The 13,197-nt window shown below is 39.2% G+C and carries 9 protein-coding genes; all 9 read right to left on the bottom strand.

What is annotated here, in order from left to right:
• Positions 1-342: 342 nt before the first annotated feature.
• Positions 343-2,034, bottom strand: coding sequence for an L-lactate permease (locus ACFRAK_RS24080; RefSeq protein ID WP_387594980.1), 1,692 nt, complete (start codon positions 2,032-2,034; stop codon positions 343-345).
• 595 nt (positions 2,035-2,629) lie between these two features.
• The gene (locus tag ACFRAK_RS24075) at positions 2,630-3,406 is read right to left on the bottom strand and encodes an IclR family transcriptional regulator (RefSeq protein WP_387594977.1); all 777 of its coding nucleotides are present in this window, start codon (positions 3,404-3,406) and stop codon (positions 2,630-2,632) included.
• A gap of 72 nt (positions 3,407-3,478) precedes the next feature.
• Positions 3,479-4,258, bottom strand: coding sequence for a fumarylacetoacetate hydrolase family protein (locus ACFRAK_RS24070; RefSeq protein ID WP_387594974.1), 780 nt, complete (start codon positions 4,256-4,258; stop codon positions 3,479-3,481).
• 16 nt (positions 4,259-4,274) lie between these two features.
• Positions 4,275-5,471, bottom strand: a complete 1,197-nt coding sequence (locus ACFRAK_RS24065) for an NAD(P)-dependent malic enzyme (protein WP_387594971.1) — start codon at positions 5,469-5,471, stop codon at positions 4,275-4,277.
• A 186-nt stretch (positions 5,472-5,657) separates the two neighbouring features.
• Positions 5,658-7,838, bottom strand: a complete 2,181-nt coding sequence (locus ACFRAK_RS24060; RefSeq protein WP_387594969.1) for a malate synthase G — start codon at positions 7,836-7,838, stop codon at positions 5,658-5,660.
• Between the two features lie 290 nt (positions 7,839-8,128).
• Positions 8,129-9,595 (bottom strand): FAD-linked oxidase C-terminal domain-containing protein, encoded by a 1,467-nt coding sequence (locus ACFRAK_RS24055; protein ID WP_387594966.1) that lies wholly within the window; start codon positions 9,593-9,595, stop codon positions 8,129-8,131.
• Positions 9,596-10,954 (bottom strand): (Fe-S)-binding protein, encoded by a 1,359-nt coding sequence (locus tag ACFRAK_RS24050; RefSeq protein ID WP_387594963.1) that lies wholly within the window; start codon positions 10,952-10,954, stop codon positions 9,596-9,598.
• Positions 10,955-10,956: 2 nt separating this feature from the next.
• A complete protein-coding gene (locus ACFRAK_RS24045) occupies positions 10,957-12,285 on the bottom strand; it encodes an FAD-binding oxidoreductase (protein WP_387594960.1) in 1,329 nt (442 codons plus the stop codon).
• Between the two features lie 73 nt (positions 12,286-12,358).
• Positions 12,359-13,045, bottom strand: coding sequence for a FadR/GntR family transcriptional regulator (locus ACFRAK_RS24040; RefSeq protein ID WP_387594957.1), 687 nt, complete (start codon positions 13,043-13,045; stop codon positions 12,359-12,361).
• Positions 13,046-13,197 lie beyond the last annotated feature (152 nt).

Below are 13,197 nucleotides of genomic sequence, written 5' to 3'. Positions count from 1 at the left end.
ACCTAAAAAAGGTAATGTCTAATGCTGTTACATCTAATTCATGTATTTTTACTTAACTCCTTCTCTTTATAAAGAAAAAGAAAAAAGGGGAGAACAAGTCATCTGGATGACATGTTCTCCCCTTTTTTTGAATAATCACTTATTGTATTCCAAAGCCCAGCATTTCATATGGAAGAATGTTGAGATGTAAGAAAAAATCCATGATTGGGCCTATTAACAAGGCATTTAGAAAGGTACCAATACTAATATACGTTGACATACTTGCGACTTTTAAATGGTGTTTTTCTTATTTTTATCAACTCATATTGACACTAAATAAAGATATTTGCTTTGCAATCTTACTTAAGGAATCATCCAGGATAACACCCCATTCTGCAAATATGTCATGATTCCAACAATAATCACCAGTATAATACTATGCTTTATTGTGAAGCGAAACAAATCAGATTCTTTCCCTGCTAGGCCTACTGCGGCGCAAGCTACTGCAATTGATTGAGGTGAAATCATCTTTCCGGTAACTCCGCCTGAAGAGTTCGCTGCCACTGCGAGCACCGGATCCATGCCTATTGAAGTAGCTGTAACTTTTTGCATGTTACCGAATAGTAAGTTGGCTGAAGTATCAGAACCAGTAATGAACACTCCTAGCCAGCCTAGTATAGGAGAGAAGAAAGGGAATAAAAATCCTGTTTTCGCCAATACCATACCCATAGATGTGCTCATTCCTGAAGAGTTTGTTACATAAGCGTATCCTACAACAGACGCTATTGTGATAATGGGAAATTTAAGTTCGTTTAGTGTTTCACCGAATGTAACTATCCAATCCTTCCAAGAAATTTTTACAATATATTTCGTAATGATTGCTGCAATCAGAACCGCTGTACCAGCAGCACCTAGCAATTCCAGCTTGTAAAAGGCAGGTATCGTTTCTCCCGCAGCGTTTATAATCTTATTATTTAATAAAGGAACATTTGGTATAAACGATAATGCATGCCCTATAGAATTAATAGTTGATAAAACAACATTTGTTCCTTCATAGTGTCCTGTTAGAGCCTGCTTTATGGTTGGAATTCCCCAAAGGGAGATTACTCCCGTTAAAACTAGGAATGGTGACCACGCTTTAAAAATTTGTCCGCCTGTATAAGTTGGCTTGTGGCCAGAAGGTTCATTTACAGCAAGTGTTGCAGCCATTTCTTGTTCGGCTGAAAAACGGAAGATAGTTTTCGGTTTCCAAAATTTAAGGAAAACTGCTAAAGCAAGTAATGAAACAAGAGCCGATAAAATATCCGGAAGTTCTGGTCCAAGGAAGTTAGAGCTTAAGTATTGTGTTACTGCAAAAGTAATACCAGTTACTAAAATTGCAGGCATGACTTCGAAGGCTTTTTTAAAGCCTGCCATAATCACGATTAAATAAAATGGTATGACTACAGATAAAAACGGTAATTGGCGTCCAACCATTTTTGAAATCTCCATCGCAGAAATTCCGGTAGGTCCCTCAAGCGCGATAATGGGTGCTCCTATTGCACCGAATGCAACCGGTGCTGTATTGGCAATTAAACACAAGCCAGCTGCATATAAAGGATTGAATCCAAGACCAACAAGAAGTGCAGCAGAAATGGCAACAGGTGCACCAAAACCAGCGGCTCCTTCAAGAAATGCCCCAAATGAGAACGCTACCAATAGTGCCTGAAGACGGCGGTCTTCCGTAAGTGAAACAACTGAATTACGAATAATATCAAATTGTCCTGTTTTTACGGTTAATTTATAAAGGAAAACTGAACTGATAATGATCCAACCAATAGGCAAGACCCCGTATACTGCCCCGTGTGTAGCAGACATAATCGCCATTTGTGTTGGCATTCCAAATGCAATAACCGCCAATATCAAAGCAATCATTAGCGTCGTGAGCCCTGCCAGATACCCTTTCATTCTCTTCACTGCCAATGCCCAGAAGAAATAAAGTATTGGAATTACTGCCACGATAGCGGATAGAGCGAGGCTATCTCCTACCACTGTAAAGTTTTGTGTATATGTCATATTGTACCCTCCAATTTATAGTCCCTAAAAGTAACCGCTTACATATTTTTCATTAAAATATGCTACCATTTCTTTTGCTCTAATTTACAAGAAAGTGAAAAAATTCAAATTCACTGAAAATACTCAAAATTCCGTGTTGTAAAGTCCGGATGTTTGTGATTTTATCTTGGTTGCGTAATGATAAAATCACTATGGTGCTTGTCCGGTAAAGGGCCTATAAATTGCTTTAAACCTTTAGTTACTAAAGGACATTGCGACTAAGGTGAGATATACAAAAAGAATTACGCTAGCAAATCTGGTGTCTTTTCTACATAATATTTCATTTAACACTTTCTATCGGCATGATAACACTCTATAAGTCCCCCCTTTCTGTTTCGTATTAAGAAACAGCGTTTCTGTAAGTTTGCAATAAAACACTATTGTTATGTAACTATATAAGTAGTTGTTCTATAACAAACACTAATCCTATTTCAATTATACAAATTATTGGTGAAATTTCAATATTTTTAGAATATTTTAAAAATAAAGTTCACAAAAAAAATTTGCCCGATATATCTTTTTTTCAAAAGAATCGGGCAAATTTTTATAGTCGTTTTCAAGTAGTTCTACTTTCAAATCCAAGCCTTGTCGAAATTTTTTTTCCAATTTGAATCATTTGTAACTGTAGGAGATCGATCCGCTGATCAGTCATACGCATTGTTGGACCAGATATGCTGACAGCAGCAATGACTTTCCCCGAATGATCGAAAATAGGAACGGCAATACAAGTAATTCCGTATTCATTTTCTTCTAGATCCAATGCATAGCCTTTAATTCTAACCTGAATGAGTTCTTGAAGGAAATCATCTTTATTCGTAATCGTTTTGTCAGTATGCCTTGGCATTCCCTTTTGCTCAAGAATGTTAAGCACGACATTAGATGGCAAATAAGCAAGAATTGCTTTGCCGACTGAGGTGCAATGCATGGGTGCTCGTTTTCCAACTTTAGAGTGCATTCGCAGCGTTTCGTTTCCTTCTAGCTTTTCTATATACACCACTTCACCTTGGTCATAAACAACTAGATGGATAACCTCATTTGTGGTATTCTCCAGTTCTTGCAAGTATTGCCTTGCTTCCGATCTCAAATCAATTGATTCCAGCAATTTGGAACTAATCTCTAAAAACTTATATCCCAGCTTATAACGTTCCGTTTCACTATCTTGCTCAATATACCCATACTGCACTAATGTTGATAGTATCCGATAAACTGAGCTTTTATTTATATCTATTTGTTTGGAAATCTCTGTTACACCTAAGCCACCTTTTTTTAAACTCACAATAGTAATAATGTCTAACGCCCTGCTCACAGATTTCACCATATTCTCTCTGTCCAAAATTACTCACCTCTGTGCAACCATAATAGACTCATTATAGCACATAGTTTTCACCAGGCGTTTTAACCGTACCTAATACGCTCTTGCACCTTCTTTAACAGTAACAAATGTATTTCGAAGATTTCCAATTTCCTTTATTTCACATTCTATAACGTCGCCAGCGCCGACCAACTCTGCTCCAACAGGACTACCTGTTAAAATTACATCTCCCGGTTTAAGTGTCATAACTTTTGTCAGATAGGAAATCATTCTACGAATTGGAATAATCATCAGTTCAGTTGCACTGTTTTGTTTTTCAACATCGTTCAGTTTTGCTTTGACCTTTACATTAAAAGGATCAAGTACGGTTTCAATAACAGGACCTAATGGAGTGAACGTGTCAAATGATTTACCAATTGTCCAGTGGCCATCCTGGTGGAAAAACTGAGGTGCCGTTACGTCATTTCCAACTGTGTATCCAAAAACATAATCCAGTACGTCGGATTCAGGCACATTTTTTGCCTCTTTCCCAACGACAATCGCTAGTTCGGATTCAAACTTTACTTCCTTGATACCCTCTGGGATGATAATTTCTTCTTCAGGTCCAATCACTGATGAAGTTGGCTTAAAGAAGAATACCGGAATTTCCGGGAGCTGTTCCGGAAGATCCTCCACATTTGAAACAAAGTTTGCACCGATTCCAATGATTTGATTTGGTTCTAAGGGTGCAATAGACTTAACTTCACCCTGAGAAAATGTTTGGCCTGTATACTCCCAAGCACCAAAAATATCGCCCTTAATTACCCTTATTATTCCTTCTTCTTTAACACCTGTATGAATGGAAGAATTAGCTATAAACCTAGTAAACTTCATTGTTTTATTGCTCCTCTCAGACTTCTATTTCGGTTTTTTTTCTCGCAACACCAGACTGTATCGCTGCCTCTGCTACAGCATTGGCGACGGCTTCCACTACTCGGTTGTCGAAAGCATTTGGTATTACATAATCATGCGTCAGTTCTTGCGGCTGAATTAAGTTTGCAATTGCATAAACCGCTGCCACTTTCATTTCTTCATTAATTTCAGAAGCGAACACCTGAAGGGCCCCTTTAAAAATCCCTGGAAACGCTAGTACATTATTTACTTGGTTAGGTAAATCGGAACGCCCTGTACCAACAACAGCTGCACCAGCTGCCCTTGCTTTATCCGGCATTATTTCGGGTACCGGGTTTGCCATGGCAAAAATAATGCTGTCTTTGTTCATAGACTGTACCATGGCGGTATTAACTGCATCAGCAGCTGATACGCCAACAAAAACGTCAGTACCTTTTATAACATCCTCCAATGCACCGGCCAGCCTGTTTTTATTAGTGATTTGAGCTATTTCTTCCTTCATCGAATTCATTCCATTTTCGCGACCTTTATAGATCGCTCCTTTTGTATCGCACAAAATGATATCCTGAACACCCATGTTGAGCAGCAATTTTGAAATTGCGATTCCTGCAGCACCTGCACCATTTACAATCACCTTAATTTCTTCAATCCGTTTATTCACGACTTTTAATCCGTTAATTAACCCTGCTGCTGTAACAATCGCAGTTCCATGCTGATCATCATGAAAAACAGGAATGTTCATTTCCTTTTTCAGTCTTTCCTCAATAATGAAACAATTCGGAGCTGAAATGTCTTCTAAATTTATTCCTCCAAAGGTAGGTTCCAAGGCTTTGATAATTGAAATAATTTCTTCTGCGTCGTTTGTATTTAGACAAATGGGAAATGCATCAATATCCGCAAATGCCTTAAATAATGCTGCCTTTCCTTCCATTACTGGCATCGATGCTGCTGCTCCGATATTGCCTAGCCCTAATACAGCTGATCCATCTGAAACAACTCCTACAAGGTTCCCTTTAAGTGTGTAATGATAAATCTTTTCGGGATTTTGGAAGATTTCTTTACAAGGCTCAGCTACTCCCGGTGAATATACTAAACTTAAATCATTTGCGTTTTCTACAGCTACTTTTACATTTACATTTATTTTCCCTTTAGACCTCATATGAAGGTCTAGCGCTTTTTCCCGAAGGTCTTTCATAGCTTCAACTCCCCCAATCTGTTTTCACTATTTATTAATGAAAGTTAGTTGTTGAAACTGCAGTACTTTCAGGAATTCTGTAATCTCTCCATTTCAACAGAAAATAAGTTCTTCAATTAAATTAGCCATATACTCTTTACATTGTAGATCGGGACATCCTAAAAAAATAGAATGTCCCCTAGGTGTTTATTGTTTTATAGCAAACTTTGCTTTTGCTTCAATGCGGCGACGATGCAAGATTGGTTCAGTGTAGCCACTTGGCTGATTATAACCTTCAAAAATCAGGTCACAGGCTGCTTGAAATGCCACCGAATCGTCAAAATTCGCAGACATTGAGCGATATGCAGCGTCTCCAGCATTTTGTTCGTCTACTACTTTAGCCATACGCTGAAGCGTCTCTAGCACTTGTTCCTTTGTTATGATACCGTGGTGTAGCCAGTTCGCCATGTGTTGGCTGGATATACGTAAGGTTGCACGATCTTCCATTAGTCCCACGTCGTTGATATCAGGTACTTTCGAGCAACCAACTCCCTGGTCCACCCAGCGAACAACATAACCTAGCATAGTTTGAGCATTGTTATCAATCTCTTCCTGTATTTCCTCCGGGCTCCAATCAGAATGTTTCGCAACTGGGAATTGTAAAATGTCATCCCTCAAGTCTCTGGATTCACTAATCTTTTCATTTTGGATCTTCGTTACATCAACTTGATGGTAGTGCAGTGCATGCAATGTAGCTGCAGTAGGTGATGGAACCCACGCCGTAGTTGCACCTGTTTTTACATGACCAATCTTTTGTTTTAACATCTCATCCATCAAGTCCGGCATAGCCCACATACCTTTTCCAATCTGGGCACGCCCCTGGAAGCCGCTTACAAGTCCTGTATTAACATTCGATTGTTCATAGGCTTGCAACCAAGTAGATGATTTCAGTTCACTTTTTCGAATCATTGCTCCCGCTTCCATAGAGGTATGGATTTCATCACCAGTACGGTCTAAAAATCCGGTATTTATGAATACTACCCGTTCCTTAACTTCGCTTATGCAAGCTTTTAAGTTTAAAGATGTGCGGCGCTCCTCATCCATAACACCAATTTTTAGAGTATTCCGTTTTAGACCGAGCAATTCCTCCACTTGATCAAATAGATGGTTGGCAAAAGCGACCTCTTCTGAACCATGCATTTTAGGTTTAACGATGTAAATAGATCCTTCGGATGAGTTTTGGTAAGGGCCGTTTCCTAAAAGAGTATGTTTTCCAAGAAGACTAGTGATGATTGCATCTAAAATTCCCTCTTGGATTTCCTCCCCATTTTGATCTAAGATTGCATTATTCGTCATTAAATGTCCTACATTACGAACAAACAAAAGTGAACGACCTGACAAAGACAATTCTTCTCCCGTCGGGGACAAATAAATGCGATTGGGATTAAGAGTTCTTGTCGTTGATTTATTGCCTTTTATGAAGGTAGCAGATAAATCTCCTTTCATTAATCCTAACCAGTTACGGTATACCAGAACTTTATCCTCGGCATCTACCGCCGTTACTGAATCTTCACAGTCCATAATCGTCGTTACTGCTGCTTCTAAAAGAATATCTTTAACGCCAGCCTCGTCAGTTTTTCCGATTGGATGACTGAAATTGATTTGAATTTCAAAGTGAAGGCCATTATTTTTCAAAAGTACAGCACTTGGATCTTGTGGTTGTCCTTGATAGCCAGTTAATTTCGATTCGTCCTCAAGTCCTGTCGTTTCTCCATTCCGGAGTGCAACATTCAGCTTTCCAGACTCAATTGTGTATTTCACAGCATCTTTATGAGAAGCTTCCCTTAATGGAGCTGCTTGGTCAAGAAACTCCCTTCCAAACTCAATAACCTTAGCACCACGAACTGGATTGTATCCACCTTCTCGATGTGCACCATCTTCTTCACTGATTGCATCTGTACCATAAAGTGCGTCATAAAGGCTTCCCCAGCGTGCGTTGGCGGCATTGATTGCATAACGAGCATTATTAACCGGAACAACCAGTTGCGGTCCAGCTTGGATAGCGACTTCGGCATCCACACCTTCAGTGGTGATCTTGAAGTCTTCAACCTCTGGTTCAAGATATCCAATTTCTTTTAAAAATGATTTATACTCTTCAAAATCAAAATCATTATTATTCTTTCGATACCAAGCATTTATTTGATTTTGAATCTTTTCACGATGTGCCAATAATTCCTTATTTTTAGGGGTTAAATCATTGATCAAATTTTCTAAACCAGACCAAAACTGGTCACGATCCACTTCACTACCTGGTAGAGCTTCTGAATTAATAAATTCATATAATTCCGTTGCAACTTGAAGATTCCCTGATTTAATATATTTTGTCATTATGAGTTCCTCCTTGAAAATCAACATTTTATTTTAGATAATTCTCTGGAAAAAAGTAATTTGTTCTCTCTAGGATGTAATTTTCTTAATCACTCTTTTTTGTTCGCTATTACAAAACGTTGTTTCTTTATCTGTGTAAAAAATGATAGCACGATACCTGATGTTGATTCAATTATTTTCATAATATTTTAACAATTTATATTTGCTTCTAAACTTTAGCAAAAGGACTACACCACGAAATGAATTGGCTTCATCCGTTGTATGGACTGCGCCTTACCGGACAAACATATTTAAGATATAGCAGCTGCTTCTTTTTCTTTTAAATCTCTTTTTATCTCAACACAGCGTCCCGGCATTGGGAATAATTTCCCTGCGTTTAAAAGATTATGAGGATTGAATACTTCTCGAATATCTGTTTGTGCAATAATCTCTTCATCAGAAAAGACGAAACGCATTTCCTCTATTTTTTCAATCCCCACTCCGTGTTCACCTGTAATTGTCCCCCCAACATCAGCACATGCTTTTAAGCAGGCACTACCAGCTGCCAGGGCCTTTTCGCTTTCCCCTGGGATTCTGGCATCGAAAAGAACAAGTGGATGTAAATTCCCATCACCCGCATGGAAAATATTAGCGATTCGCAAACCAAATTCTTCGCTGATTCGATTGATTTTGTTTAATACCTCGGGCAATTTGCTTCGTGGAATGACACCGTCCTGTACTAAATAGTCCGGTGAAATGGCTCCCATGGCACCAAATCCTGTTTTACGATTGGCCCACCATCTACCTCTTTCGAGTTCATCCTGTGCTACCTTCACTTCAAGTACATTTCTGTACTTACACACTTCCAAAATGTGATTAATTTGCTCTTCAATACCTGCTGAGATTCCATCCACTTCAATGAGTAGGACAGCCTCAATATCACTTGGATGACCTACTGGAAAAGCAGCCGCCTCCACTCCCTCAATCGCTGTTTTATCCATCATTTCAAGGGCTGCCGGTACGATTCCTGCTGAAATTATATCAGACACGGCCTGACTTCCGTCCTCCACTTTATCAAAGTAAGCAAGAACAGTTTGTTTCGCTTCGGGGTTTTTCAATATACGAACAGTGATTTTCGTTACAATGCCTAATGTTCCTTCAGAACCTGTCAACAGACCGAGCAAATCATATCCAGGAGAATCAGGAATTCCATTTTCACCGATTTCTATAATTTCGCCGTTAGGCAGTACTACTTCCAGCCCTAGAATGTGATTCGTGGTTACCCCATATTTAAGACAGTGAGCCCCTCCAGCATTCTCTGCGACATTTCCGCCAATTGTACAACAATATTGGCTAGAAGGATCCGGAGCATAGTAATACCCTTTATCAGAGATAGAGTTCGTGAGTTTAAGGTTGATAAAACCAGGCTGTACAACAGCACGCCTATTTTCGAGATCAAGGCTTAATAGCTTCTTCATCCTGACCAGACTAATAATGACTTCTTCATTTAAAGGTATAGCACCGCCGCTTAATCCGGTTCCAGCGCCACGGGCTAGGAACGGCAGTTTATTTTCGGAACAGTATTTAACTAGTTTGGCTACTTCCTGAGTATCTTTTGGAAACACAACCGCTTTAGGTAAGTGTCTATGAAGCGTAAATCCATCGCTATCATAGGCAAGCAGATCCTCTTTGTGAAATAGAATTGAATTGGCATCGCCAACAATAGCCTCTAAATTCTTTATATGCCGATCATTCGATTTTATTTTTTTCCTTGCCATTTACTGTCCCCCCTTTAGATCATCCTCTTTTTGATAAGCCCAATCCAGAAGCTGAATTGTATGGACGACTTTTTGATTTCTACCATACTTCTGTACCCCCATTGCCATCTGAAGCATACATCCTGGGTTACCCATTGAAATCATCTCAACATCGCCTGGCACATTCTGCATTTTGCTTTCTAGCACGGCACCGGCCATTTCTGGATTAGTGATGTTATATATACCTGCACTCCCACAGCAGCGATCTGCGTTTGGCATATGTACCATTTCAACTCCTGGAATACTGACAAGGAGGTCTCTCGGTTCCTGGCGAATTCCTTGACCATGTGCTAAATGGCATGCGTCATGATATGTGATACGAGTGTTCAATTCAGCTTTTGGTATTTCATAGCCTGTTTCATGAATGTATTTAGAGATGTCCTCGACCTTCGCGGAAAATTCTTCAGCTTTATCATGCCATTCAGGCTCTTCACGAAACAATTCTGCATATTCCTGAAGCATACAGCCGCATCCTGCTGCGTTAACGATGACTTTATCAGCATCCTTAAACGCTTCGATATTCTGTTTCGCCAGCTTTCTTCCAGTTTCACGGTCACCGGCATGAACATGTAAGGCTCCACAGCAAGTTTGGTTTTGCGGAATTGTCACATCATTTCCGTTTCGTGTTAAAACATTAATCGTGGACTGGTTAATATCACTGAACATGACGTCCATCACGCAACCTGTCATAAACGCCACTTCTGCTTTCGTTTCTCCTATTGCTTTGATCACTTTTTGATTTTTGTATTTTTTGCGTACAGGCTCTTTAATTTCAGGCATAATTGCTTCCATCTCAATTAAATGCTGTGGCATGATATTCATTAACCCTGTTTTGCGCACCACTTTCTGCAATCCGCTCTTTTGATAGAACTTTAATAAACTCCCCACTGTATTCATTCGGTTTTGATGTGGGAACATTCCTTCAAGTACTATTCTACTTACTTTCCCTTTCACTCCTGTCAATGGAATCGCCTGTCGAATTTGTCCGCGAGCCTCTTCAATTAATCCTCCGACATCTACATTCGCCGGACAAGCAGTGGTACATGCACGACAGTCAAGACAAGCAAAAACAGGATCCATGAATTGCTCGTTCACCTCAAGCTTTCCTTCTGCTACTGATTTGATAAGATGAACACGCCCACGGGGAGAATGCTGTTCCTGGCCTGTCAGCTCATATGTTGGGCACGATTCCAAACACATACCACAATGTACGCAATCTGCCCATTTGTTTTCATCAGGCTTATCGCTCCATAGATAGTTGCTTAAGCTATTAGATGTACAAGATGGATCTTGCTTTATATCCACTTCTTTCAGACTCACTATTAAATCCCCCCCACGAATCTTTTATTATTAAGTACTCTATTCGGATCGATCTTTGTTTTAATACCTTCTAACAAGAAGAAATGTGATGGTTTTTCACCCCATACATCAATTTGCTGACGAAGCGTTAAAGGCAGATGTTTCACAATCACATAACCACCCAATGCTTCGACGGATTTTCTGAGCTTTAATATTACCTGTGTTAGGTCTTCGTCGTCAGTTCCCTTTAAATTAACCTGGCATATTCCATGACCTAGTCCACCATGTGCTTCTACTGTAAGAGTACTAGAGTGATGTAAAATGTGGCTTTCTTTAATGACCTTCAAAACATCCAGGTTAACAACGCCTATTTTCAATGCCGCTTCTATCTGATTTCCTCTAGCAAGTGTTGCTCCATTTGGAGAAATCGAATAAAATTTGTCCCAAAAAGCTTGTGCCTCATTTTGTGAAAGCACTGTCATTTTTGCGTTGGAAGGTTGGATGTTCTTTACAAAATCCTCCTGGTAATGAACAGAGCTCTCCACATCTTCAAATGAAATTGCTAAGGTATAAACGTTTTGACCCGTTAACCTTTCCGATAAAGCTGGATTTAGCAATTCCAACGCGACTGGTTCCATCACTGAATCCAACAACTTAACTACTAGTGACCGAACTTCTTCGAGATTTCCATCGGGAAACACTAACAGTCCAAGGCTTTCGTACTTTGGCATTGGTCTAAGCTTCAAAGTCACTTCAGATAAAATACCAAGTGTACCCATCGATCCTATAAAAAGTTTGTTCATATCGTACCCAGCCACATTCTTTACTACATTTCCCCCAGCTCTTATGATACTGCCATCCGGGTAAACCAAGCGAAGTCCTATTACCGCATCTCTGGAAGAACCATAACCCAATCTTTTGGGACCGCTTTCATTTGAAGCGATGATTCCGCCAATTGTCGCATCTTCAGGCCATACAGGGTCCAATGAAACCTTCTGATTATGTTGTGCCAAATATTCTTGCAATTCTTTAAATGAAGTACCTGCTTTAACCGTTAATGTCATATCTCCTACAGTATGTTTGACAATTCCTTTATATTTCGATAATGAGAGTAAGATATCAGCTGTTTCAATCAATCCTCCAAAACCTCTCTTGGTTCCGCCTCCTACCACCGTTATTTTTTTCCCTTTTTCGTTTGCATACTTTAAAATACTTGCTATTTCTCCCTCTGTTTTCGGATAAACCGATACCTGACCACCATTCCCAAGTGGATGGCTTTGGTTTTCCCCATCAACTATTTGCATTTCAGGTAAAAATGACTTTAAATCTGATAGAAGATCTGTTACAATCAATACCCACGCCTCCTTTTTGTTTCGTAATAACAAACATCGTTTCTATATTGTTGCAAAAAAAACATTTTAAACTTCATACCTTTTGTAAAATATTGTTTTGCAAAAGTTCTTCCACATACTGTAAGTGGTTAATCATCGACTGATTAGCTTTTATAGGGTGCCCCATCTTTATTGATTCATAGATTTTATCATGTTGTTCATCAATCGTTTTTAAGATGCTCTCATTCTCTTGAATATACCTGTGAAAATCAATCATTGCCTTCTTCATAGTGGTTGAAATGGTTTGCACTAATTGAATCAGGCTTTTGTTTCCTGTCGCATTAGCAATCGCCATATGAAAGTGGTAGTCCGCTTCCCAGCCATTGATGCAAAGGTTTGAAAGGATTTCTTCCATACGTACCAAATCTTGTACCGACCGATTGGAAGCAGCCATTTCCGCAATACCGGTCTCCAATATTTTCCTGACTTGAAACAATTCACTTATATCTTCACAGCTGGGGATTAACATATGGTTGGTAAACAATTTTGTGGAATCAAATTCGCAAATGTATGTACCTTCCCCTTGTTTTACGTAAACAGTACCTCTTCCTTTAAGTGTAGTGATTGCATCTCGGACAGCGGAACGTCCAACACCGAATAAATCACATAATTCCCTAACGGAAGGTAGCTTTTCACCTGACTGGAATTTTCCAGACTCAATCATCTTCTCTATTTCTTCTTCGACTGTTTCCGACACTTTCTTGGTGAATATTTTCCCCACATTTACACACCCACCCTCTACCCTTTCAGACATCACATATCTGACAAGTTATATTCTTACATATATTAAAACACTTTCCAATATATATTTCAACGAATAATTTAGAATTTAATAAATAATCAAAAAATTATTTATTATAGATTATTGTAGAC

The sequence above is a fragment of the Peribacillus sp. NPDC056705 genome, from assembly GCF_043656335.1.
This window is presented reverse-complemented; position numbering and strand designations above follow the sequence as displayed.

What these genes read in the sequence shown, in the direction of transcription:
- ACFRAK_RS24060 (WP_387594969.1), bottom strand. Translation starts at nt 7,838, where the DNA reads ATGACAAAATATATTAAATCAGGGAATCTTCAAGTTGCAACGGAATTA.
- ACFRAK_RS24070 (WP_387594974.1), bottom strand. Translation starts at nt 4,258, where the DNA reads ATGAAGTTTACTAGGTTTATAGCTAATTCTTCCATTCATACAGGTGTT.
- ACFRAK_RS24065 (WP_387594971.1), bottom strand. Translation starts at nt 5,471, where the DNA reads ATGAAAGACCTTCGGGAAAAAGCGCTAGACCTTCATATGAGGTCTAAA.
- ACFRAK_RS24055 (WP_387594966.1), bottom strand. Translation starts at nt 9,595, where the DNA reads ATGGCAAGGAAAAAAATAAAATCGAATGATCGGCATATAAAGAATTTA.
- ACFRAK_RS24080 (WP_387594980.1), bottom strand. Translation starts at nt 2,034, where the DNA reads ATGACATATACACAAAACTTTACAGTGGTAGGAGATAGCCTCGCTCTA.